This is a genomic window from Cobetia amphilecti (assembly GCF_020217465.1).
In the GTDB taxonomy this organism is placed as follows: Bacteria; Pseudomonadota; Gammaproteobacteria; order Pseudomonadales; family Halomonadaceae; genus Cobetia; species Cobetia amphilecti.
Genome location: NZ_CP084115.1, coordinates 1,384,866 through 1,409,541, shown reverse-complemented (window position 1 = coordinate 1,409,541; position 24,676 = coordinate 1,384,866). Strand labels below are relative to the sequence as shown.

Sequence of the window (24,676 nt, the reverse complement as noted above, 5' to 3'; positions counted from 1 at the left end):
CGAGAGGAAGGGGGTAACCGCGGGTGCCGGACGGGGCTCCCGCCGTGCTTCGAGTCAATTTCGATTGAGGCTCAAGGCAAGGCGGGAGGCCGTTGCAACGTTCAGATCAGATCGGTTGGGATCAGACCGGCTGGATCAGATCAGTAACCCGACTGGCGCATGGTGCGCTCGGTGGAACGCTGGGCGGAGGACAGTGCCTGCTCGACCGACATCTGGCCGGCCAGCGCCGCGGCGATCATCTGCCCCACCTGGGTACCGATGGACTGGAATTCCGGAATGGTCACCATCTGCACGCCGACATAGGGCACCGGCTCCAGGGTCGGATCGGTCGGGTCGGCACTGGTGATGGCGTCCATCACGAAGCCGGCGAAGGGTGCGGCGTCCTTGTAGGACTGGTTCTCGTAGGTGGAGACACGGGTGCCCGGCGGGATGCTGGCCCAGCCTTCACGCTCGCCGACCAGGTTCACGTATTCCTGGGAAGTGGCCCAGGTAATGAAGGTCTGGGCGGCATCCTTGGACTTGGAGGATTCCGGAATCGCCAGCGCCCAGGACCACAGCCAATGCGAGCCCTTCTCCGTCTTGGCGATCGGTGCCGGCGCGAAGCCCAGCTTGTCGGCCACGGAAGATTCCTTCGGGTTGTAGAGCTTGCCGGCCGCCGAGGTGGCGTCGACCCACATGCCGCACTTGCCGCTGGAGAACAGTGCCAGGTTCTCGTTGAAGCCGTTGGAAGTCGCGCCCGGCGGGCCGTACTTGCCCATCATGTCGACGTAGAAGTTGATGGCCTCGCTCCAGGCCGGGGAATCCAGCTGCGGTTCCCACTCCTCATTGAACCAGCGGCCGCCGAAGCTGTTGACCATGGTGCCCAGTATCGCCATGTTCTCCCCCCAGCCCGGCTTGCCGCGCAGGCAGATGCCGTAGACGCCTTCATCCGCGGAGTTGAGCTTGGCGGCCCAGTCATTGACCTGGCTCCAGGTCGGCTGCTCGGGCATCTCGATACCGGCCTGCTCGAAGAGGTCCTTGCGGTAGTAGAGCATGGAGCTTTCGCCATAGAACGGCAGCGCGTAGAGGCCCTTCTTCTCGCCTTCGGTCACGCTCAGACCATCACGCACCGGCTTGATCAGGTCATCGACCTGATAGTCCTCCGGCAGGTTGTCGAGCTTGGTCAGCCAGCCATGCTTGGCCCAGATGGGCACTTCATAGGTGCCGATGGTCATGACGTCGAACTGGCCACCCTGGGTCGCCACATCGGTGGTCAGACGCTGACGCAGCACGTTCTCTTCCAGTACCACCCAGTCGAGGGTGATGTCCGGATGCGCCTTCTCGAATTCGCTGGTCAGGCTCTGCATGACCACCATGTCGGCGTTGTTGACGGTCGCGACGGTGATGGTCTCGGCACTGACCTGGGCGCTGAGCGGCGCCAGGGCAGCGACACTGGCGAGCGAGAGCAGATGACGGCGGGACTTGGTGATGTGAGGTAGGCGCATGAGGGCACTCCATCGGGGCGTTATTGGCATTGTTCTTTTCGAGGGCAGCGGCGCCTTGGGCACCGATACCTTCCCATCAACCGGCTTGGTGAACGGATGTCCTGGCGAGACATCGCGACGCAAACACGTTCGATCAAAACGTCATTCAGTGAACAAATGATCGGATCAGACCTGTAAAAAAGCAAACCCTGAAGCGCTATACCTTGGGCTATACAACCTTGGGATCTGATCCTTTGGGTGTAGGCCACAAGGCGGCATGGCCACTGAGCTTGCGTGCAATTCAGCATAGACAGATATTAGCGTTAAACGAAACAACGCGGACCACGATTGCCGCCCCGATTCTTTATCATTGAGGTGAACAAACGCACTCGATTGTCAGACAAGAGAAGTCAGTGTTCGCCCTGAAAGTCGTACCTCCTACGCGAGGATGGGAGAACGAAGGGGAAATAAAGAGAGAACAAAGAGCGAACCAAGAGAGGGCAAAGAGAGAGCAAAGGGCAAGAAAAAACGCAGGTATCGCGGAGAAATAGCAAAGGAAGGGCGAAGGAGTGACGGAGAAATAGCAGAGCAATAGCACCGGGAAGGTAACGGGACGCCTGGGCCTCACGCGAGCATCGCGCGGGCAACGACAATGCTGAACCCTGACCACGATAACGACACCGCGAACGACACCAAGAACGACACCAGGAGCAAGGCCTGGCCATACGCCCCGCCCTGCTCCCGATGACTCGCTCGGCGCCTTGTACGGCGCCTTGTGCAGACTGTATCCACAAAAGCCTGTCATCGGGAGCCAGCCGTCAAGCGCAAGCCATCAGCAGAAAACTAATAGGCTGCTGACATCTCGGTGAAATCATACGAAGACGGCAGTTCTCTGCTCACTCCTTGAGGGCCGCGCAGACCCGCTGGGCAGCCACCTCGTCGATGATCAGCCCTTGCAGCCAACCACCGCGCAACGCACTCAGGATGGCCGGCACCTTGTCGTGGCCGCCCGCCAGCCCGATCAGCGGCTGCGCCTTGAGCGAGGTCAGCGGCACACTGGTGATGCGCTGCGCCAGCGGGCAATCGATCAGCCGGCCATGGGTGTCGAGCGGCCAGCCCATCAACTCCCCCACGGCACCGACCTCCATCAGCTCATCGCGCTCGGCGGCGCTGATGAACTGATCCTGGAACAGCGTCGCCTGGGCATCGAGACGCCCGATGCCGATCATGCCCACATCGGCCTCACAGGCGACCTTGAACACCGCCTTGACCAGATTCTGCCCCTGCAGCGACTCCTTCTCCTCGATGCTGGCCGCCACCACGGGCGCGGGCAGCAGGAAGCGATCAGCGCCGATCTTGTCCGCCAGCAGCATCACGCCGTCATAGCGGTTGGAGGAGCCATCCAGCGCCACATTGCCGACCAGTGACACGATGCGATGCTGGGGGCGCTCGCTGCGACTCAGCGCTTCCACCGCCGCACGTACCGCACGCCCGGTGCTCAGCGAGATGGTCTGTGGCTGCTGGCGACCGAGATAGAACGCCAGGCGCTCGGCACCCGCCACCGCCAGATACTCCGCGATGCTCTCCGGTGACTGGGTGTCAGAGGGCACCACATCGCAGAAGCTCAGCCCGAAGTGCTCCACCAGCGTATCCGACAGCGCCATGCTGCTGGCCACGGGATGATCGATGGAGATCTTGACCAGCCGCTCCTGACGCGCCAACGACAGCAGGCGCTGCACGCCGGGGCGCGACACCCCCAGCTGAACCGCGATGTCGTCCTGGGTCCGTCCACCGACATATGACAACCATGCAGCCCGCGCAGCCTGCTCCAGTCGCTGTTCAAACTTGTCCATGCGCTTTCTTCCACACTGTCGATTGAGTCCAACACTTTCCACGCCGCCGCCACCGAGCACAAGTGCCACGCGCCAACCCGCGCGCAAAATGACAACGCCCCGCCGATGAAGGCGAGGCGTTGCAGAGACGCTTTTTCGCGCCGATGGCATCAGCAGACTGACGCCTACGTGCCGCGAAGGACTACATGAACCAGCGTGCGCCATACCCCCACAGCAGCACGGTGACCGCCAGCAGGCCCTCGAGAACCAGCACCCCGATCCCCAGTGTCGACCCGGTGACGAGGAAGCCTTCCTTGTTGGAGATGTCGAGCAGTGGCGGGATGCCCAGATACAGCAGGTATGCGCTGTAACACAGGCCAATGGTGCCCGCGAGGATACACACCCAGATGACAGGGTAGAGCGCGACCAGCCCCGCGAGGAACATCGGCGTGGCGACATAGCCCGCGAAGATGATGCAACGCCGGCGGCTGGGGTGCCCCGAGAAACGCTGCGAGAGCATGTGAATGACAGTGCCCATGAAGCCGATCGCTGTCAGTATGGCGATATAGAACGCGATACCGGCGAAGAAGGCATCCAGAGGCTCCAGAAGAATGGCGTGGCCTTCCGTCAGGCTCCAACCGAACTGCGTGGTCCCGATGTAGGCGCAGATGACAGGCACCAGCGCCATGAGCAGCACATGATGTGCGTAGAGGTGGGTGATGGATTCGTGTTCCTTGCGGATGGTCTGCCATTCCCGTTGCGGATGCGCCATCAAGCCCCATACGTGGGTCAGCATGTGGTCTACCTCCCGTTGACAGTCGTCGACAATCCGGCCATGCGGTCCCGGCGCGGAGTTCGTGTCAGGGCAGTTGCACAGCCATGATTTGAGCGTAGACCACATTGCGCCAACTGGCAGTTCAACGCCCGTTGCCCCTTCCGAATCGTGCCGGTGCAGGCGTGAAACAGGCCAACCGGGGAAGCGTTGATCGAGACAGCGACAGCACGCCCTGCACTTTTGAGGGATACTTGATTTACCCCCTATGGATGGATGACGACGAATGCCAATCGGACAGCGTAGCGGCATGAAGGCAGTGCTTGTCATGCAGGGAGTGCTCGACATGAAGAGAATGTTCGGCATCAAGAGAGCGCTCGGCGTGGGCTTGGCACTGGGCCTTGCCACCCTGGGCACGCCCGCCCAGGCGGAGCCTGTCGAGCTGACCATGAGCCGCGAATACGGCCCCCAGACCATGATGGGCCAGCGCGCCCAGCAGTTCGTCGATCAGGTAGCATCGCTCAGCGAGGGCGAGCTCGAGATCTCCTTCGGAGAAGGCCCGCTGAGTCGGCTGCGCTCGGTGAATCATCTCGAGGCCATCAACGCCGACATCATCCAGCTGGCTGACTCCCACAGCGGCGCGCTGGCCGCCGAAATGCCGCTGTTCGGCCTCAGCTCGCTGCCGACCCTGGTCGATGACCCGCATCAGGCGCGCGAACTCTACCGCCTGGCGCGCCCCAGCTATGAAGCGCTGCTGGAAGAGCATGACCAGATTCTGCTCTACGCCCTGCCCTGGCCGCCCAGCGGGCTGTGGTCGCGCAAGCCGATCACCACACGCGATGACCTCCGGGGCGTGCCCGTGCGGGCCTACGACCGCAATACCCAACGCGTACTGCTCAACCTTGGCGCCATCGCCACCGTGCTCGGCTGGGAGCCGATGCAACAGCAGCTGGCCGAAGGCCGTATCGAGGCAGTGATGACCTCGGCCCTGGGCGGCCTGACGGCGGAGCTCAACCGCACGCTGGATCACTACACCGCGCTGCAATACGCCATGCCGCTCAATATCGTTCACATGAGCCGGTCACGCTTCGAAGCGCTCGACGACACCCAGCGCGAGGCCCTTCTCAGCGCCGCGACCGAGATCGAAGACACCAGCTGGAACGCCATCGCCAGCGTCCTGGAGCAGACCCATGCCCAGCTGGAAGAGGCCGGCGTGACGGTCAGCAATCCGCTCTCGCCCGAACTCAAGCGCTCACTGGCACGCGCCAGTGTCAGCGTGATCGAGAGCTGGCGCAGCAAGGTTGACCTTGAGGAAAGCGAACTGCTGGATCGCTATCTCGCACAACGCGATGCCCTCTGAGTCAGGCACGCGCCCACGCCACCGACCTTGGCCATGACGGCCACCCCACGCGGCAACCTCTCCCGACAGCGCAGGGAAAATGCGCGACGTCACGATTCACCTGAGCATAAACGCAGGCATGCACTACCCTAGCGGGCAAAGGTCAATGACAAAAAGAAAGGATTCCCCATGACGTCTTCCTCACGCATTTCCGCGCTGTTGTCCGCTGGCCTGGCCACGGCAGGCCTGATCAGCGCACTCAGCGCGCACGCCCAGACGACCCTCAGCATGAGCAGCGATTACGAGCCCGACACGATGATGGGCCAACGCGCTGCCGAATTCAGTCAGCAGGTCGCCAGCCAGTCCGAAGGCGACCTGACGCTGACGCTGCGCTCGGACATTCGCTCCGCCAGTCACCTACAGGCCACCGCCGGCGGTGTCATCGACATCGCCGCGACACTCAGTGGCGCGCTCGCCGAGGAAGCCCCCTTCTTCGGCATCTCCTCACTGCCGGCGATCGCCTACGACCTCGATGAAGCTCACCGCCTGTACGTGGTCGCGAAGCCGCGCTACGAGGAACTGCTCGCCGAGTACAACCAGATCCTGCTGTATGCCCTGCCGTGGACGCCCAGCGGCCTGTGGTCGAAAGCGCCTATCGCTGACGGTGATGACCTGAAGGACATGCCGATCCGCACCTACGACCGCAACACGCAGCGTGTGCTGCTCAATCTGGGCGCGGCGCCTCAGGTCATGAGCTGGGGAGAGCTCAAACCCCTGCTGCCCGGTGGCAGCATCCACGGCGCGCTGACCTCCGCGATGGGCGGTGTCAGTGCGGAGCTCTACCGCTACATGCCCCACTTCACCACGCTCAACTACGCGATGCCGCTCAATATCATCCACATGAATCGCGATAGCTTCGACGACCTGACAGAGGCGCAGCAGCAGGCGTTGATCGATGCCGCGCATGCCGCCGAGTCTGCCGGCTGGACGGCCACCCACAGCGTGCTGGACGAGGCCTACGCCATCCTGCAGGAGAACGGCGCGAAGCTGATCACCCCGGCCCCACCTGAGCTGCAGGATGCCCTCGAGGAGGCCAGTCAGCATGTGGTGGAAAGCTGGAAGCAGAAGGTCACCAGTGAAGATCGCGAACTGCTGACGAAGTATCTCGAATCACGTCCTGAGCGCTGAGCCCGAAAGCACTGATGATCGACAGGCTCCAGACACGACAACGGCACCCTCGGGTGCCGTTGTCGTCTTCGTGCGCTTCACGTCTTGTGCAATAGAGCGGGGCTCTGCTCAACGATGCGACGCCGCCAGTCCCGCGCCGGCCACGACGAATAGACTGCCCGTGGTGCGATTGAACAGCCGCACGCGCCGGTGGCTATCAAACCAGCGACTGATGCTGGAACCCGCATGGGCGTAGGTGCTCATCGTCAGCAGGTCCACCACCAGCCAGGTCAGCGCCAGCACCACGAACTGGGGCAGCTGCGGTTGGGCCATGTCGATGAAGTTGGGAAACAGCGCGCCGAAGAACAGCAGGTCCTTCGGGTTGCTGATCCCGATACCGAAGCCCTTGCGGCACAGTTGCCAACGCGTGGCTCGGGCGCGCATCTGCCCGTCTTCCCCCACGGCATCGAACACCACCGGCTGGGATGGCGCCCGCCAGGCCTGAATGCCCAGATAGATGAGATAGAGCGCCCCGACGATCTTCAGCACCAGAAACCCCGTCTCGGAGGCCGCCAATGCTGCGCCGAGGCCCAGCGACGATAAGGCCATCAACACCAGTGACGCCGCCGCCCCACCCACCACCGTCGCGAACGAGCGGCGTCGGCCGTGGCGCAGGCCATGATCCATGCACAGCAACGCAAACGGCCCGGGAAAGGTGATCAAGGCAGTGATGACGCTGACATATGCCAGCCAGACGGTGAGTTCCACTGGGTTTCCTTGTCGTTCAACGAGTGACGAACTGCTGAAAGGTGACCTGCCAATATCGCGACTCTCCGCCACGTCAGCAACACTTTTCGCTCCGATCGGCTCGGCAAGATAGCCGCTCCCCTCTTTGAGCACGTTGTTGCTGCCGATAACCACTTCTGCGGGGGCTGCCTGGCATTGACAACCAGCCTCCATCACACTTCACTCATGCAAGGAGACTGCCGAGCGCTATTCACAAGTGCCCTGCTCACAAAAGCTCTGATCACAGAACTCTGCCCCAGATTCAGGACGAATCTGGCGACACTAAACTACCAGGGAAGAACCATGAGTGACTGCGTGTTTTGTCAGATCGTTGCGGGCCACAGTCCAAGCCATGTCGTGGCCGAAGACGAGCAGTTCCTGGCCTTCCTCTCCATCTTTGCCTCTACTCCGGGCAACACGGTCGTCATCCCCAAACGCCACCTGGGCAGCTGCGTGTATGAACAAGACGATGAGGTGATTCTCGGCCTGATGCGCTTCACGCGCCGCGTGGCGCGCAAGCTCGACGCCTACTTCGGGGTAGCACGCACCGCCATCATCTTCGAGGGCTACGGCGTCAACCACCTGCACGCCAAGCTCATCCCGCTGCATGGCACACAGCCAGGCGAATGGCAGGCCAGAAACTCGAAGATGAAGTACTACATGACCGAATACGATGGCTACGTTGTCAGCGCGGATGGCCCACGTGAAAGTGATGAGAAGTTGGCCGAGCTGGCGGAAGATATACGCCAACGTTGTGAGTGAAAAACAAAAAAGCCTCCCATTCGGAAGGCTTTTTTGAAGAATCTGGAGCGGGTGAAGGGAATCGAATGTCTATCAAAATCATGTGGTTGAAGTGATTTTAAGAGAAAAACCTACACAAAAACCTACATGCGGCGCGAAATAAGTACGCACAACAATACAACTCTGAGAACATCAGGAGCGGGTCGCAGGATCAAGCAGCTTCACTCAACCGCCAAGCCTCAGCCTAACTGTAGTTGCAGCACGGCGGATTTTGAATCCGTTTTTGGCATTTCGTGGACTGCGCTGGCAGCGGGTCTTTCGAGATATTTCAGCCACTTAGCACATTCCATTCTCCACATGACGGGTTTTATCTAGTCGCAGTCTGCGACCAAACTGCGACCACGCTGGAATGGTCGCAGCCTGAACGCGACCATATCGCCTGTGAATTTTCCTCACACCTCGATCATCACCACCGGCAAGCTCGGTGCCTCGCCGATGATCTGGTCTCCATCCATGTAGACCATGCTGCCCACCTCGGCATCGCCCTGGCAGGCGCTCCCTCCCGACTGCATATATCCCCACCGCTCACTTCAGTCGAACCCAGTCACCCACTCCAGGGCCTCTACATCTACCTCGCCTGCTGCAGCCATAGCCACATATTGACCCTCTAGTTCTATCAGGGCGCTTCGGCGATTACCGATCTCGCGCAGCGCAGACTCAACTTCCGACACTGGATGGTTGGAGTGATAGCGACCGTCACTGCACTTCCACGACGAGAACGAATCCAGGTCGCCGTCAGCAGCAGCTGTCAGCGCCTCCTGCATGGCTTGGCGATTCGACGCATCGCCAGAGTAGCGAATGCCGTTGACGGTCACGCCTACAGCCTCTTGCTTGATGCGCTCCACCTGAATGCGTGGAGCTACCTGATCTTTTTGGTAGCCTGAGAGCAATGCGACATCGTAATAGCCGGTATCCTCGCTTTCCGTGCTGCCGTATTTGACATAAAGGCTGGCATCATGAGCGCCAAGGCCAGCATCTTTGATCTCGTCAAGGCGCTGCTGCTGCGCTTCTGTTAGCACAAGCGACTCGATTGACAGGTCTGATAGATGACCATGCGCTGCAACCATCTTCTCATAGTATTGGCGGTCGTCAGTGTAGGCGGTGCGCACCACGCCATTATCGTAGAATGTGATGCGGTATTTCAGTGGAATCATGTTGTTCGTGAGCATATTTACCTCGAATTATTGTGCGGGGCATGGAGGCCGGCCTCAGCCTCCACGTGACCATTAGTTAGGGATTAGCTCCAAGACGGGCCGCCAGCCGAAAGTCGAAGCCCCGCTGTAGGCAGGGGAGCGACCGAAGTGCGCTACGTCGCCACCGCCACGATTGACGCGGACGGTGGAGTTCGAATCGCTTTGCTCCTGACACCACGTATTGCGGCCATTCCCTGGCCCAATATTCAGGCTAGAGGCAGGAAGTGACGCCAAGTTATCGCCAATCTGTGGGCCGCCGTGGCGATCAGCCGCCATCCCATCTACGGACGGGTCGCTGGGTACATCAGTGCATACGCGATACATCAGGTCATTCCACTCACTGCCGCCGCCGACATCCATCTGATACATATCGTCTGTGAAGAATAGCGGATCGGACTCTGGGAATGGATCGGCGACAGCGCCAGTCATCAGGCGGACAACGAATTTATTACCGCCATGCTCGACAACGGTTCGCTGGTTCACAGGGGTGCCACGCGGGGCTTTTCCATCATCATCAGTCCCATAGACAATGCCTCGGGCATACAGGTGATCCCATGTGACAGAGTGCATGAACGCCTGCTTGGCAATGAAAAGCACCTTCCCTTGTCGTGCGAACTTGAGCCATCCGGCATCACTGTTTTGCAGCACGCCTTCCGTAACAGCCAGCTCGAATGCCAGTCTGTCGCCACTGTATAGCTCAGAGGCGGGCACCTCGCCGAAGTACCCGGCATTCATGTCACCCGCCACTAGCTCCTGAGGACCAGGGCCATAAGGCAGCACGGCTGTGCTAGCGTTGGAACCAACGTAGTAGATCGAGGCGAAGATCGTCAGGCCCGCGCCGCTGGCGATCAGCTGGTCGCCGCTCTCGAAATTGAATGACTTCTCCAGCGCAATTTCATCCGTTACCGTCTTGCCGGAAAATATTGTGTGAGTATCGCCCGTGGCAGCATGGAAATACTGGAGCGTCAGGTCGCCAGTGCCAGTGCAAAGGATGTTGTGCGCCGTACCCTCCGCACCTTGCGGTACAGTAAAGATAGTCTGAGCACTGCCGGAAAGAGCTTTTGCATGGGTCTTGAGAGACATAGAGAGTCCTTAGAAGATCAGTGAGGTAAGGAGGGGGTCTGGCCGATTGTTTAGCGCGACGAGGGCCTCCTGAGACGCCAGCTTCATGATGGGCTCGGCGGCACCATTGCTATTGCGATACATCTGCAGGTATCCATTCTCAGGGACTGTGAAGAACTGCCCATCAGTCGTAGAAGAAAGGCCATCTGCCGCTGCCCCGTAGGTGCCCGCTGCATCCTGCGCGGCGGCTTGTGCCTGGGCAGCGGCGACAGTTGCGGTGCTCGCCGCCTTTACCGCGTCACCCTTGGCCCCCACTGCCTGGGCTGATGCCTTGGTGGTTATCAGTCGATCGCCATGGGCCTCGGCGGCTTTCTGCTCTGCCCAAGCGGCCATCGCCACCGCATTGGAAAGCGCGGGCACAAACCGCGCCCGGTGGCCATCGTTCGCCAGGCCTGTATTCGGGTCAGCATCGTCGGTATAGGTGTTGCCGTCGCCGCCATACTCTGTCGGGAATGTTACGCCTGCCATGTTTTCGCTCCGGTGTTAGAGAAAGTGCATGAGGAGAGGGTCTGGGCGCTGATCGATGCGATGCACCACTCGCGCCTCAGCTGCCGATACGGAGCCCCGTGGCTCAAAGTCCGTCACATCTGAAGCTGCTGCAGTGCCAGCATCCGTCACCTGGGAAAGGGTGTGTGTGTGCTGGCTTGGCGGGTAGGAGGACGGCTTGCCCGTCACTTCGCTCCACGAGTGCTGATGACTGGTCGGTGGCCGACTGTCAGATAGCCGGGAGTCATCCCCCGTCACTACCTCGCTTGAGGCCGCGTTCCCATTGGCCGGTGCATTCAGTCGTGCCGCAGTGCCAGCATCCGTCACCTGGGACAGCGTGTGTGTGTGCTGGCTTGGCGGGTAGGAGGACGGCTTGCCTATCAGGTCTGCATACGCCCCAGTCGTTGCCACCTTGGCCAGCTCGGACGAGCTGGCCTTTGCATCGAGAAGTTGATCAACAGTGTGGCGAGAATAGCCATCGGTGATATCAACCACATCATCACCAAAGCGCGCGAATATCCGCTGGTCAGCAGTGTTGAACGCCAGTTGGCCCGGCGCTATGTGCTCAGCCCCAGGCGTCGCCCCAGCCTCATGACTGACCAGCAATCCCACATACTGCTCGAACCCAGGCATCAAAGGATCTCCTTGAGGTTGATCGTATTGGCATAGGTTGCGTAATAGGGATGCGTGAGCGGGTCAACCGACACTTGCCTACCCATGAACGTGCGCGAGAATGCCATTGGCCCGGGGGTCTTGTGCTCGGTATACAGCACCTCGCCGTGCAACCCCTGCTTGCGCTGAAGTGCGAGCGCTCGGCGAACGCCCTCCTCCTCACTCAAGTGGTCGAGACTGAACGTGACGGTGCGCTTGGGCGCCTTGACATCTGCATACTCAGTCATCTCGGCATTACCGGCCGACTCGAACTCAGTGCCGATGTCATGCCCGTACTGAATCCCGTATGCCGCGTTGTACTGCGGCTGCCAGGCATCCCCGACGAAGCAGCGACCAATCCGAACGACGCCATCGGCATTATTGGTGTCTTCAATTTCGAACCGGACCAACCGGCAAACCTGAGGGCGATCTGCGAATGCCCATGCCAGTGGAGTGAAGTCCTGGCGATCTTCTTCAAAGGGCACGCCAGACCAAAAGTTCGAGTCCTCCCAGTTCAACTCTGATGAGGCATAGATCGAAGGCCAAGCCGGCAGCCATCCGCTATCCCACATCTCCTCAGAGGCAGCCTCATCTCGGAAAAGACGAACGCGCCAGCGTGCATCAACACTCAGGTTGTGTTTGCAGAGCGCCGCAACGGCGATGGCTCGAAAGCGCGGAAGGGTGATATCGAAGCGGGTGCTGGATGGGAGTAGATCGGAACTCTCGGCGACTTCCGCCATGACCGGGGTCTGCAGATGATCTCTGGGCAGCCCCCCGGACCACGAGCCGCCCGAAAGCACCGCCTCATCGATTCGATTGGGCCAGCACAATGTGACGCGTCTCTCGCTCATGTTATCCCCACAGCTCTAGCGTTTGTCGGTTTCGGGAAGTGTCGATCTCTCGTCCCACCACCAGCAGGTCTCGGCCAGAGGAATACCCCAGTCGCGGCGTCACGATGCGGATGGTGGAGCCAGTGACCAGTCCGCCGGCATCTTGAACGCGGGCCGTGATGGTCAAGATATCTCGGCGCGGAGACAGCAGGCTCAGGATGCGAGAAGCGAGTGCCTTCCCTTGATCCCGGGTCGCCAGCCGGCTGGCAATCTGAACGTCATCAGCAAGAGGGTGACGAGATAGCGTGCTGGCATCAGATGCTTCCGCCTCCCGCACTGCCTTTGATAGCCGAGCGCGGCGGGCCTCGCTGACACCGCCGGCCAGTGAGTCCTGCGTTCGCTCGATGGGGTCGCACTCCACAAGCACATGGCCAACGGGCAAGCCGTTCTGGCCAGCGCCAGTCGCTTCTCTACTGATATCGATAATCTGATGATCTCGCAGCGTCAGCGTGGGCGTGTCAGGCGCGGCAAGAGCCCCCGCCTGAATCTTTCCGCTGCTGTCGATGCGCCAGTAGCCACCGACTGAGATAGCGATGCGGTCAAGAAGATCAGCCGTTGTCACTTCGTCGGTGACCCAGAGGCGCAGCTGCCCCACCGCATCCAGCGATGACACATCCCCGGTCACTGCTCCTGCCTCAGTAGCCACGGCAGCCATGACAGCGCCCGCATTCGTGACCGGCGCATCTGCATCACAGGTGATCTGGCCGACTGGCGCCGAGCCCAGCCGGATATACCCTTGGTAGCGCCGCCACTTCCCCGCCGGTGGCTCCCAGTCAGACCACTGCCCTTGGGAAGGCGATGTGCTCTGCAGTTCAGCGGTGGATGAGTAGTCACCATCGAAGGCGAGCGGAATGCCATTGTCATACACGGCTGACACCCTGCAGTCCTGATCGCTGACCTGATAGATCAGTCGAGCACTATTGACCTGCACCGGCTCAGCGTTGCGCACCTGACCGTATACGCGGGGCTTGATCGTGCCGCCGATATCATCATCAGTCCCTTCGAGACCATCCGGGAGAACGTTGCTTCCGGCGTACCGCGTGCTGGGATGCGGCTGCTGGAGCGTCTCGATAGGATCGCGCAAGCGCAGCGATATCATGCGTCCTTGATAGCTGACACGGGCAACCGTGCCCACCAACACATCAATCACTTCACTCCCTGTTGCATAGCGAAGCTCTGCCCTTCGTCCATCTAGTGCATAGCCCGCTAGGTAGTTCAGCGCTCCATCCGCATTGATCAGCGTTGTTTCTCCGTATCCGGATCGACTGACTCGCAGCAGGTCACCCGCAAACAGGCCGGCACGATACAACCCAGCCTGCTGTATGCGCGGCATCCATGCCTGCCCATCGCCGTGATATTGCCCGGTCGAAAACCGCAACATCACCGGCACATCCTTTTCGTCAAGTGCCTCGAGGCTCAATAGCCATACGCCACTCATCTCGATGCCTCCAGGCGTGCAGAAGATCTCATCTCATCGAGAGATCGGTTACCTCGCTGCTGCTCGCTGATCTGCCGCTGGAAGCCAGCCTGCTGTACAGCGACGGCAGCGCCGCCGTGCTGCTCGATACGGCCGAGCAGCTCCTTGTTTTCACGACGAAGCAGCGCCATCTCGCGCTGCATGTCACGCAATACCTCGATAGCGTCGTCTTTGCCCAGCAGCGGCGGAAGTGAAACCGGCGGCAACTCCGCGCGAACACCGAGCACCCCATTTGCGCCGCGCTGTAGAGGCATGATGGCCTCTGGGCCAGCCTCGCCCATCAGTCCCATATTGAAGTAGGTAGGGTCATCCACTACGGAGTTGGCAAACACGCCACCCTTAGCAAAGGGCGCGGCATCTCCCGTCAAGTCCTTGTACTGCTTACGCAACGATGCCAGCTCACTCCTATCAACATCGCTTCCGGCAGTCTTGAGCTCCTTCTTGAGCCGATCTATCTCCTTGTTGACCTTGCTCTTGGCAGCTGCATTGTCCTTTGCTGACTTGTGGATCGCCTCTACATAATCTTCAACATAATCCCAGTACGCCCCGCCTGGTGCGTAAGCGCCGCCGGGACCAGGCGCGTCGCCTTTCCCATTTCGGTCGGCGTAGAAACCAGCTCCGCTGGTAAAATGCTCCCACAGCTTGTCAGCGGCATTGTCACTCACACCAAAGCGGTCGATGAATCGACCTGCCACATCATCAATGTTGGAAGCCGCGTCCTTCCAGTGCTTATAGCCAGACTTGATGACGTTTCGGTCAGGGGTTGTTGTGAGATCGTCAATGCCGTTCCGGCGCTCACGAGCGCTATTGATCTCAGCATTGATGCGCTGCTGCTCTTCGCTTATCTCGGAGTTGACTCGTGACTTCTCGATCTTCCCCCGTTCAGCGATTTCGGCAGCCACTCGCTCCTTTTCAATGCGCGCGATTTCTTCCTGCGCAACGCCCAGCGCATTGATCGAATCCCGCAGGCTGATCATTGTTGTGTTGAGGCCAACAAATTGATCTGTTGAGCGAGACATTTCATCGACCAGGCCATTCAGTGTCGCCAGCTGGTCGCGGGCACTGTCCTCGAGCGGCTTGGTGTTGCTGCTGACCTCATCCGTTGAGGCCTTGCCTGCCTCAATGGCGCTGATAGTGCCGTCGCCATTGAGATCGAGCTGATGGAAGATGCGCTTCAGCTCTGCGTCTGAGGCCATACCATCGAACTGCTTGCCGAACTCTTCGTAATCGATCACACCGTCCAGATCGAGATCGATACCGTCGAACATCGGCTTGAGCGTGTTGCCAATACCCACCGCTAACTGACTAATACGAGCGTTGGCCAGCTCTTGCTCAGTGATGATCCCGTCGCCGTTCACATCCACACGCTCGATGAGCGCATTGATCTGATCGTCTGTTGCGATCGGGGACAGGGCGTTGCGCACCTGAGCGTGCGTCAGCTGCTTGTTACGGGTGGCCTCGAGCTGGTTCTTGATGACATTGCTGAGCAGCGTGTCGCTCGGCAGTGATTTGATGATGACGCTTTCCAGCCCGGAGATGATGCCGTCGCCGTTCAGGTCAACCATGCCCATCAGCGCATCGATCTGAGCATCAGTGGCCTTGCCCTGCATCACGGTTGCAAGCTGCTCTCGTGTCAGGACTCCACCCACGCCGCGCGTCAGATCCTCGAATGAGCCGGACATCGCCTCGGCGATCTTGGCCGGCGTGCCAGAGACCAGCACTTCGCCAAGTCGGTCTGTGATGCCAGAGGTCTGCTCACGCAGCGCCTGCTTGATCTCATCCGCGATGTACTGCTCAGCACTGATGGCGTCTGGAAGGTCTTCCAGGGCAGCCAGCACCTTCTCGCGTTCGGCCTGCGCATCAGGGCCTGAGGCGAACATCTCTTGGCTGCTGGACAGCAGGCGATCGGCATACTGGGTGATCGACTGCAGTGCTTCACGGTCGCCCCCTTGCGCCAATGCCAACTGCTCATCGAACTGACTTCGGGACTCGCCAAGGTTATCCGGCGGCGATCCGCCAGTTGCGCGCTGCTGGTCTACCCATCCGGAAATACCTTCCAGCGTTGACCCCAGCCACTCCTGGGCACTCGCCAGCGCGCTCGCGTACTCCTCACCGGCAGCGGCTGCCGCCTTCTGGGCCGCCGCCTCGTCTTGCAGCGCCCAGATGCGGCGCTGCGTCGGGCGCAGAGACTCATCAATGGCGGCAAGCTCTTTCTCGCGCTGAGCCACGACGATCGCCTGGGCATCGCCCGCCAATTCAAGCAGCGCCAGCTGCTGGGAGAAGGCCGTGGTATTGAACGCCTTGGCCGCCTGAGCTACTGCTTGCGCCGTTGAATCATAGGTGGCTTGAGCCGTCGCCAGCAGTGCTTGATATCGCTCATTGACGGCGGTCAGCGCTGAGTCAGTCGCTTCAGCAAGCTGATCAAACGCCGTCGCAATGTTGAGCGCCGAGGCATAGGCTTCCTGCCCGCTCTCCGTCATCAAGTCGAGAGACTCGATATAGTCGCGCAGCCCGCCTTTGCTGTTGATGCTCTGCTCTGTTGCGGCATTGAACTGACCGATCTGCTTGGTCAGCTGCTTGATTACCAGCTCGCGGCGCTCTTCTTCGGAGAAGTAGTTCTGCAGGTAGCTATCTTGAAGGGAAGCAAGGCTATCGAACCCGCCTGCCAGCCCGGCGATGTTGGCCGCGGCATCCAGTGCGCCACTGGCAGTCTCATCAAACTGGAGGTTGAGCGTCTCGGCTGTACTGCCCAGCATTTTAACCGCGGCGGCGGCAGCCAGCAGGCTCTGTGTCGCGGCATCGATGCCCTCCGCATTGCCACCCTTCAGTACCTCCCGGAACTGCTCATTCATGTCTGCCGCGACAGCAGTCGCCATCTGGGCGCCGACATTCTCTATCTGCAGTCCGCCGACAAGACCTTGGACCAGAGACTCTCGGTCCATGCCCTTGAGCGTGTTCTCGAAGATCGAGTCCGTCGCCTCGACAACGGCGCTCAGTCGCTGGTCAACGATCTTGCCGATGTTCTTGGTCTTGCTGCTTCGCCAGCCGTCAAGCGCGTTTCGGGTGCTCTCAAGCTGGGCCGCTGTCATCACTGACGCCAGGGAGTTATCGATCTCAACGAACGCCGAGACCATATCCTTGAGTGCGCCATCATCCGTCTTCTGCTTCTTGGTGACGCCAATCCCGCCGAAAGCCGACTCGGCATACATGCCGGCATAGCGGGTATTGCCAGGCTCACCATAGACATCGCGGGTGGTGAAGCCACCGGCAGCAATGCCCTCTTTCTCTGAACCTATCTGGCCATAGGATTTGCGGCCCGAGCCAAATGCCGAGTCAGCGAGCCCGCCAATCGCGCCGCCGAGAGCAGCGCCAATGACGGTGCCGATAACCGGCACGATAGAGCCAATGTAGGCGCCGGCTGCTGTGCCAATGGTGGCGCCATAGTTGGAGTTGGCTGTCTTGCCTGTCAGGGCCGAGCCGAGCTCGGTGCCGGCATAGCTGCCAACGTACCCCGCACCTGCGGTGGCGAGCCCCGTTCCCACATTGGAGGCTGCCGCTCCCCAGCCGCCGCCAGCGGTGCTGGCTGCTGACGATGCACTTCCGGCCCATCCGGTATAGGTGCCAGTGTTGGCCTGAGCGGCCCAACCTGCCCCGCCATAACCAATCGAGGCACTACCTGGAGTCGCGGCAGACACACCGCTGGCAGAGAGCCAGTCCCAAGCCTTCTTGGCACCCTCGAAGCCCTTCAGGGTGTTATCCCAAGAGCCAGTGCCAGTGCCACCAACGCCGCCGCCGGACTGCCCCATCATGCTCTGCATGTCGCTGGTGAAGCCGACGACGATCGGCTTCAGCGTGGCCTGATAGGCCAGTTCTGCCAACAGGCGCTTGAAGCTATCAAGCAGCTGGTCACCGAAGTCATCGAAGGAGTCGAACGCGCCGGTAAAGGCATCGGCGAAGGTTTCGTCGATGCGCTTGGCCGCCTCTTCCCACGACTTGGCCATCTCCTTGGAGATCGGATCAGACTCGTCAGCGAGCTGGGCCATCTCATCGCGCACGCTCTTGACCATGCGCTGATACTGCATACCGTCAACGTCGCCGCGACGATAGGCTTCGTTGATATCAATCAGTGCCTGGCGCAGCTTTTCTGCCTTTTGCTCCTGGCCATCGAACTCGCCTACCAGGCTCTTGACGCGCTTCTCGTACTCCTCCGCGCCAGTGGCGGCATCGGTGTACTGCTTGGCCGCCCACTGGACGGACTCGGCGTACTGGATCTGCGTGATGTCATTCGCCGCCAGCGCGGCATCCAGCACCTGCAAGCGCTCGACGTAGGTCTCATGATCCGCCAGCAGCGGGTCCATTTCCTGCTGCAGCGCCTTGAGTGCGTCGGCCTGTTTCTTTGCTGCATCAGCAGCCTTCTGCGCCTCTATCGAAGTGATGCTCAGTCCATGACCAGCATTGCCAGCGCGCTGGCCAACAAGCTCGAGCTGATCGTTGATGTCCTCAAGCGCACCGGAGGTTTGCTCAACCTTGAACAGAGAATCTTCCAGCTGCTTGGCCAGCCCCCCGTCGCCTGTAACGCCCTCGAGTGCCGCTCGACCAGCGCCAGGACGCCCTTGGAACATGACATCTTCCAGCTTCACCTGGTCGGAAAGGGCCGCGATTTCGCCAGCAATCTGCGTCGCTTCTTTCTGCTGTTCAAGCAAGGTGCCGAGGAAGTCGGCGCGCTTGTTCTCCAGCTGCGCCTTGGTGAGAAGATCGAGATTCCCTGTCAGATCATAGATCGCAGACTGCAGCTCCCGGGCCCGATCCTCAGAGTCATCGAGCGCGTCGTGCATATACCACAGGCCAAGACCTGCAATGACGAACGCGCCAGTAGGGCCACCCACCAGCGCCATCACGGAGGCGACGCCACGGCTGGCGAAGGTCATCGCTCTTTGCGCAGCGGTATTGGCTCCCAGAGCGGCAGTATTGGCGTTGGCAGCACCAGTCGTTACCGTCGTGGCGCGCGCCAGATCTACCTCGGCAGCCGTCAGCATTCTTGTGGCGCTACCGCTTTGCACCTTCGCTGCTGTTAAAGCCTTCTCGGCGGCAGCGGCTTGCCCATTCAGCGCGATCTCGGTACGACGTATCTCCGCGAGTCGGGTCAGCGACTGCTGGCGACCCGTGGCGCTGATCTGCGCTTGCAGGCGCTGCGTCTCCAGCGCGCGCTCAGCGGCCATTTGTTGCTGGGTCAGCTGAATGGAGCGCAGCTGTGCGGCTGCTTCAACCTGCGCCGCCTGAGCGCGCTGCGCGGCTGCCTTCGCACTGACAACCGCTGCGGCCTGCTCAGCCTCTGCCCGGCGGGCCGCTGCCAGTGCGGCGCCGGTTTCTACGCTGGCCGTCTGAGCTGCTTGAGCCGCGAGGGCGCGCTGGGCATTGACGTTCTGAACGGTCGCTACAGCTGCTGCCCCAAGGGATACCGCCAGGCGTCCACCCAACACGACCGCCAATGCCACGATGCCATCGGAAACATCTTCGGCAATATCACCCATGCCGCCCAGATCCACGACAGCATCCTGAACAGCAGCAGACAGCTCAACGATACTGGGTGCCCACTGGACGGCGATTTGATTGGCGAACCCGGTTCCAATCGCCGTCAGCTCGTTCAGCGCCTGGTTGGCACTCTCAATGCTATCGACATCCGACTGAGGAATGGCGACACCGAGTTGCTCCGCCAGGCGAATCTGCTCCTTGAGCTGCGTCGCGTTGTCCTCGAGCAGCGGCAACAGGCGACTGGCGTCATTTGCCAGCGCCTCCATGAAGAAGACTTTCTCGCCCTGAGTGGCAACGCTGTCCAGTGCCTTCCCGACTTCAAGCAGCTGCTTGTCGGGACTCATCGCCATCAATTCAGCGATATTGAGATTCAGGCGCTCAAACAGGTCTGCCGCTTCGCCGCCACCAGAATTAGCGAATTCGCCGATTTTTTCAGCAGCGTCTTTGAATACGTCGCCCATACTGCCGGCGCCAAGGCTTACACTCTGGGCGGCAAACTCCCACTGCTGCAGCGTCTGGACGGTCACACCAATGGAGCGAGAAAGCGCTGCCTGCTCGGCGATGTTACGTGTCTGACTCACCGCCATTGCGCCCATTGCAGCAGCCGTAGCGGTGCTCACCGCCGCAAGCCTCTGCGCATGGACCGCCACGTTTTCCAGGCTCTGGCCCGTCGCCTCACTCTGCTGCTCGGCGCGCTGCATCTCGCGCGTCATGTCAGCGTTGGCTTGCTGCAATTCCCGCGACGCGTTCACGCCGCTTGAGCTGTCACCGGTGATGACGAACTCAGTAGTAAATCGACGTGTCGCCATGCAGGCACCTCAAATGACAGGCATAAAAAAGCCCCGCCAGATGGCAGGGCTGATATTGATATGGGCTTACGAGTTATCGAGCGGGCGATACTGAATGCTGGTGACTACGCGGGCGACTCACACCCAAGCGGATGATTAGTCTGATCAGAAAAGATTATGCGCCTTGAATGGCCTCAATGATTTGACGACTCTTTTTCAATGTCGAATTCGCATCTCGCCATGTGATGGCGCGATCCCATTGATAATCTGCCTGATGACGAAGCGCCTTGATCTGCTTCAGCTGATTGCCAACTCTTGACCATTTAGGCTGTTCTAGAAGCACATTCACGATCTTCTCATGGCTGCCACCTGCAGACATTGGAAAACCCTTACTTGTGCAAAAATCTCGGGCGGTAACATAAGCAGCATAGTAAGCGCGATTCACAACGCTCCTGGCCTGGTGCTCATCCAAATGTGGACTGCCAGAAAGGTCAGCATCCTTAAGGATTCCGGCTACTTCATGAAGTCTATGTGGCACGTCAAGCAGCTCCTTCTGCAGAACTTTGAGGAAGGTCTCTCACCAAGAAGGTCGTGATACGGCAAAGATCATAACCCCAGCGCCCTGTGTCAGAGCCGTACTCCAAAACAGCGTCATCCAAGGCATCAAGTCTCTCGTCGTCCATATCTGAGAGCACCTCAAGCACGAGGCCCTCAGAGCCATCTTCATGATGCTGAGTATCAAAGTGCAATCTGACACGATCTCTCATCGCCCCAGACAAGTGCTCTCGAAGCAAGGCATGCAAGCCTGCCACTAAATCTTGATACTCACCCTCGGTGACGCCAGCGTCTTCCAAAATCCGTCGAGTATCCTGATCCGTCAGCTTCTTGTCCATTTCTTCACCCAAGCGCTCATGGCGCTTCCGAAGTTCTGTACACAACGGCAGATCACCAGCGAACCAAGCAATATCGGATGCAAAGCTGATGACTTCGCCATTGCCCGGCGCCATGTCGAGTGCGCGTCTCGCCATCATCTTTGCCATGTCAGGGCTGAAAGCGAAAAGCGCCGTCATTGACATGTTGGCGGCCAATTCCCATGACACCGACTGCGATAGAAAACTCTGGGCTGCTTTATCGAAACGCTCAAAATCCCTACATATTTCTGCCACGAGCATCTCTTTTGACAGATACATCAAGTAGTTACCCTTTTGGGGGCACGCCATACTCTCCAATCGGCGAATATCAAAAGACTGAATGCTCCCTCGGCGCTCTTCCAATCGCATGGAAAACTTCATGGCCTCAGAAATAGCTTGACCTACGGGATTGAGCATGGGCATAGCGTCAACGGGTGCCTATCGAAATGAGAGGCGAGTATAGAGCCCATGGCTTTATCTATCTACTGGACACACGATCAACCGCCATTCATCACCTCAAGTGCCCCCGCCTCGATATGCTGAATCTGCACCAGCGTGCCGCCCGGGTCTTCGATCGCCTTCATCCGCATGACGCTCTCGAGAGCCGAGTAGTCCAGCCCCTGATGATGTGCACCGCTCATGCCGGAGATCACTCGCCACTGGGTTCGGCAGGACAGGAAGACATCGAGGGCCGTCAGATGCTCTTCCCAGAGCTCATAGACGCCTGGCTCAGCGGGCTGTTGGTGAGCGATGCCCAGCGCGGCGGCATCGCTCTCACGCGTGTCTTCTATCCGGCCGGCACCCGCCCACCACCGACCGGCATCTTTCAGTTTTTTGCGGCGGCCTCACTGCGGCCCTGCTGGGCAGCGAACCAGCTCATGATCAGGTTCTTGCGCACGTAGGCAGTGTCCATCAGCTGCGCTACCAGGTCCTTGGAGAAAGGCACTTCCTTGCCCTTCTCATCAGTGATGCCTGAGAGGCCAACCAGGTCTTGATCAACAAGCGCTTCATCGTCCATCTCGCCGGCGCGCTGCTTCTCCATGATCTTCTGGGTTTCGCTGACAGGATGCAGGCGCCAGGTAGCATAGAGGGTGGCCGGTGCTTCTTCGCCCGGGACGACGACAGAGACGGGTACGGTGATATCCGGAATCTTCTTGAGTACAAAGCTCATGGTGTGTCCTTTCGAATCAACTGAGTTGGGTGAGGCATGCACGCCACCTACCGTTTGGCAGATGGCGTGAGGTTATGACGGATGCCGCCGGCTTACTTGAAGGTCAACGTGAAGTCGTCGTCGCTGCCGCCGTCTGGCAGGAAGCGCAGGCCAATGTCGTAGTGCATGATGCCCTGATTGTCCGTCGGCGAGATCGAGGACAGCTGAACATTGCTGCCTTTGAGCTCAATGATGTTGCCGGCCGTCTTGCCGTGAGTCAGCGTGACAGGCACCAGAGTGACACCGCTCGCCTTGTGGCTTTCAACCGCCGCGAAGTAGTCCTTGGTGGCGAGATCTGGCGCCTCGATGTTGGTAGAGCCCGTCGCCTGGCGATCCGTGATATGCACCGACTCGCAGTTGATCAGGTTGCGGTACTCCACCTGGTTGCCCACATCCAGCGACAGCGAACTCATACACGCCTGGTGTCCACCGATCTCAGCCACGGTGTTGTCCTTGTTGACCGGCACCTCTTTGGCTTGAACAGCCTGATCGGCCCCGCTGGCGTCGCCGGCGGCTTCGGTCTTCTTGTACAGCCCGGTGAAGGAGAACTCGAGCGACGGCAGGCCTTGGCTGTCGGCGCTGAGAGTGAAGGAGCCACGCGCGCCGCTGATGTGCTGCATCTGGCCGTCTTCAAACCACCAGAGCTCAAGGCTCTCATGCCCCTCACTGGCCGGCTGATAGGTCACACTGGTATCGACCACCACGTCTTCGCTCATGCCGCACGCGCGCAGCAGGATGCCGTAGGCGGGGGCCGTGCCAGCAGTGCCTGAACCGGCATACGGGACGGTAATGGTTCGCTCGACATACGGTCCAGTGTTGACCTGTTCGAACGCCCCAAGACCATCTCGCATTCGCTCGCGATCTACCGTGTTGCCGGCATACGGGTTGCCGCCATCCAGCATGACAACCTCGAGCACCGTGGCGCCCGTCATGTCAGCACTGGCAACACCGTAGGCCGACTCGATTTTCGCGACGACATAGCGTCTCCGATACTTCTTAGCCATTGCTTGGCTCCTTCACTTTGTGGGTCTTGTCCGCCGGTGATGACGCCGCCTTGACGGGAGTGACCTTTCCGCTGTCGGTCAGGTCCGTCGCATCGGTGCCGACTGCTGGCAACGGGTCTTTCATCGGGCGCGAGCGCGAGCCTGGCACGCGCTTTCCATCTTGCAGCACGTAGCTGCCGCCTTGATTGGGCATGTTTCCTCCGGGCATGAAAAAGCCCGGCCATTGCCGGGCATACAGGTGTGGTGCAGGCCTAGCCGTGAAGCCAGGTATCTACCGTCCAGAACTCTCGCCACCAGATGAGCGCGCCGCGAATATCCGTCGTCTGGCCACCACGGTATGCCGCCGGGTCATGATGCTCACTGAACACATGGCCCATCAGTGCTGATCGAAGTGCCTGACGCTGTGCGCGGAAGTCTGCACGCTCGCAGACCAGCCAGATGCCATACGTCAGCGTGACGCGCTGAGTCGGGCGCAATGTCTCAAGGGCTTCGCCAGCGTCCTCAGCGAGATACGCCAACGCTGCTGGCGTCTGAGCATCGAAGTCATCAATCGGCTCGGCAAACCATGCCTCATCGATGGTGACCAGTCCCGGGCACTCGCTGGCGAGGCGGGCCAGAAGGCCGTCAATTACATCTGGGTCCATCATGTCCGCCCTGTCTTTTGGTCGAGAAGATACTCAAGCCGCCCACTGAACTCATTGGGCAGCGTCTCCCTCACCATCTGCTGGGCTGCCTCAATGGTGTGTGGGTGAGCCACCATGCCGGGAATGGAAGGGCCATATTGACGTCGGGCATCGCTGCGGTTGTCTTCCTTCTTGGCGCGACGCAACACATGCTCCTTGGCGAACCAGCCGCCAGCAACAAGCTGACGCCCTCGGTCCCTGCGCACATGGATACTGACCCCGCGCCGTCGAGCGCCTGCCCCCTTGCGGGGGCCGCTTTTCACCTGCCGCTTGGGACTGACAGCCACCCAGCGCTGCTTGGGCGAGAACTGCTCAAGTGGCAGTCGGCCACCGGTGTAGAGAAGCGCCCTGGTGGCATCACGCTCGATGCGCCGGATACGCAGATGGCTCTTTACATCACTCGCCTTGAGCACGTAGGTATCACGCAGATCTCTCGAGATGAGGGTCGCAGCCTTGTTGGCTGCCGCCGTCGTTGCCCAGCCAAGCGCCTTGTCTACCAGCTTGGAGTTCCCCTCAAGCCTGCGCCGCAAGCCTTGCAGCTCGCGAATGTCGTACTTCAGGGAAGTCAT

General features: G+C 60.1%; 22 protein-coding genes. 3 read left to right on the top strand and 19 right to left on the bottom strand.

Translation table 11 applies throughout. The features are described from left to right. Positions 1–140 precede the first annotated feature (140 nt). The 3 genes from LCW13_RS06105 to LCW13_RS06095 all read right to left on the bottom strand — a co-directional run bounded on the left by LCW13_RS06105 (position 141) and on the right by LCW13_RS06095 (position 4,091). The gene (locus tag LCW13_RS06105) at positions 141–1,484 is read right to left on the bottom strand and encodes an ABC transporter substrate-binding protein (protein WP_153635404.1); all 1,344 of its coding nucleotides are present in this window, start codon (positions 1,482–1,484) and stop codon (positions 141–143) included. A gap of 875 nt (positions 1,485–2,359) precedes the next feature. Then, entirely contained in the window at positions 2,360–3,316 is a 957-nt protein-coding gene (locus LCW13_RS06100; RefSeq protein WP_043334551.1) for a sugar-binding transcriptional regulator, read from the bottom strand. 181 nt (positions 3,317–3,497) lie between these two features. Then, complete coding sequence (locus tag LCW13_RS06095) at positions 3,498–4,091, bottom strand: Yip1 family protein (RefSeq protein ID WP_082388794.1); 594 nt, start codon at positions 4,089–4,091, stop codon at positions 3,498–3,500. A gap of 322 nt (positions 4,092–4,413) precedes the next feature. On the opposite strand from LCW13_RS06095, the gene dctP reads away from it, so the two are divergent. Both dctP and LCW13_RS06085 read left to right on the top strand, forming a co-directional pair. Beyond that, positions 4,414–5,427: a TRAP transporter substrate-binding protein DctP gene (dctP, locus tag LCW13_RS06090; protein ID WP_172978633.1), complete on the top strand. Its 1,014-nt coding sequence runs from the start codon at positions 4,414–4,416 to the stop codon at positions 5,425–5,427. Positions 5,428–5,595: 168 nt separating this feature from the next. Next, on the top strand, positions 5,596–6,594 hold the full coding sequence (locus LCW13_RS06085; protein WP_153635402.1) for a TRAP transporter substrate-binding protein: 999 nt from the start codon (positions 5,596–5,598) through the stop codon (positions 6,592–6,594). Positions 6,595–6,702: 108 nt separating this feature from the next. On the opposite strand, the gene LCW13_RS06080 is transcribed toward LCW13_RS06085, so the two are convergent. Next, positions 6,703–7,341, bottom strand: coding sequence for a LysE family translocator (locus LCW13_RS06080; protein ID WP_153635401.1), 639 nt, complete (start codon positions 7,339–7,341; stop codon positions 6,703–6,705). Between the two features lie 321 nt (positions 7,342–7,662). Between LCW13_RS06080 and LCW13_RS06075 the strand changes: the two genes are divergently transcribed. Next, the gene (locus LCW13_RS06075; protein WP_153635400.1) at positions 7,663–8,121 is read left to right on the top strand and encodes an HIT family protein; all 459 of its coding nucleotides are present in this window, start codon (positions 7,663–7,665) and stop codon (positions 8,119–8,121) included. A gap of 569 nt (positions 8,122–8,690) precedes the next feature. On the opposite strand, the gene LCW13_RS06070 is transcribed toward LCW13_RS06075, so the two are convergent. The 15 genes from LCW13_RS06070 to LCW13_RS06000 form a co-directional block, all read right to left on the bottom strand. After that, positions 8,691–9,329 (bottom strand): DUF4376 domain-containing protein, encoded by a 639-nt coding sequence (locus LCW13_RS06070; protein ID WP_225347827.1) that lies wholly within the window; start codon positions 9,327–9,329, stop codon positions 8,691–8,693. 57 nt (positions 9,330–9,386) lie between these two features. Then, positions 9,387–10,436 (bottom strand): hypothetical protein, encoded by a 1,050-nt coding sequence (locus LCW13_RS06065; protein ID WP_225347826.1) that lies wholly within the window; start codon positions 10,434–10,436, stop codon positions 9,387–9,389. A 9-nt stretch (positions 10,437–10,445) separates the two neighbouring features. Next, positions 10,446–10,943, bottom strand: a complete 498-nt coding sequence (locus LCW13_RS06060) for a hypothetical protein (protein WP_225347825.1) — start codon at positions 10,941–10,943, stop codon at positions 10,446–10,448. 15 nt (positions 10,944–10,958) lie between these two features. Continuing rightward, the gene (locus LCW13_RS06055; protein WP_225347824.1) at positions 10,959–11,594 is read right to left on the bottom strand and encodes a hypothetical protein; all 636 of its coding nucleotides are present in this window, start codon (positions 11,592–11,594) and stop codon (positions 10,959–10,961) included. Then, a complete protein-coding gene (locus tag LCW13_RS06050) occupies positions 11,594–12,352 on the bottom strand; it encodes a hypothetical protein (RefSeq protein ID WP_225347823.1) in 759 nt (252 codons plus the stop codon). The genes LCW13_RS06055 and LCW13_RS06050 overlap by 1 nt, the downstream gene beginning before the upstream one ends. Before the next feature lie 112 nt (positions 12,353–12,464). Then, positions 12,465–13,940, bottom strand: coding sequence for a hypothetical protein (locus tag LCW13_RS06045; protein ID WP_225347822.1), 1,476 nt, complete (start codon positions 13,938–13,940; stop codon positions 12,465–12,467). After that, complete coding sequence (locus LCW13_RS06040; RefSeq protein WP_225347821.1) at positions 13,937–20,320, bottom strand: EF-hand domain-containing protein; 6,384 nt, start codon at positions 20,318–20,320, stop codon at positions 13,937–13,939. Before LCW13_RS06040 ends, LCW13_RS06045 begins: the two co-directional genes overlap by 4 nt. Positions 20,321–20,474: 154 nt before the next feature. Beyond that, positions 20,475–20,837 (bottom strand): hypothetical protein, encoded by a 363-nt coding sequence (locus tag LCW13_RS06035; RefSeq protein ID WP_225347820.1) that lies wholly within the window; start codon positions 20,835–20,837, stop codon positions 20,475–20,477. A gap of 1 nt (position 20,838) precedes the next feature. Next, on the bottom strand, positions 20,839–21,627 hold the full coding sequence (locus tag LCW13_RS06030; protein WP_225347819.1) for a hypothetical protein: 789 nt from the start codon (positions 21,625–21,627) through the stop codon (positions 20,839–20,841). A gap of 80 nt (positions 21,628–21,707) precedes the next feature. After that, the gene (locus tag LCW13_RS06025; RefSeq protein ID WP_225348114.1) at positions 21,708–21,962 is read right to left on the bottom strand and encodes a DUF1799 domain-containing protein; all 255 of its coding nucleotides are present in this window, start codon (positions 21,960–21,962) and stop codon (positions 21,708–21,710) included. Between the two features lie 74 nt (positions 21,963–22,036). Next, positions 22,037–22,381, bottom strand: coding sequence for a hypothetical protein (locus LCW13_RS06020; protein WP_225347818.1), 345 nt, complete (start codon positions 22,379–22,381; stop codon positions 22,037–22,039). Between the two features lie 92 nt (positions 22,382–22,473). Beyond that, positions 22,474–23,424, bottom strand: coding sequence for a phage tail tube protein (locus LCW13_RS06015; protein ID WP_225347817.1), 951 nt, complete (start codon positions 23,422–23,424; stop codon positions 22,474–22,476). Further along, entirely contained in the window at positions 23,417–23,617 is a 201-nt protein-coding gene (locus LCW13_RS06010) for a hypothetical protein (protein ID WP_225347816.1), read from the bottom strand. The genes LCW13_RS06015 and LCW13_RS06010 overlap by 8 nt, the downstream gene beginning before the upstream one ends. Before the next feature lie 58 nt (positions 23,618–23,675). Further along, the gene (locus tag LCW13_RS06005) at positions 23,676–24,071 is read right to left on the bottom strand and encodes a phage tail terminator protein (RefSeq protein ID WP_225347815.1); all 396 of its coding nucleotides are present in this window, start codon (positions 24,069–24,071) and stop codon (positions 23,676–23,678) included. After that, positions 24,068–24,676: a hypothetical protein gene (locus LCW13_RS06000; RefSeq protein ID WP_225347814.1), complete on the bottom strand. Its 609-nt coding sequence runs from the start codon at positions 24,674–24,676 to the stop codon at positions 24,068–24,070. The genes LCW13_RS06005 and LCW13_RS06000 overlap by 4 nt, the downstream gene beginning before the upstream one ends.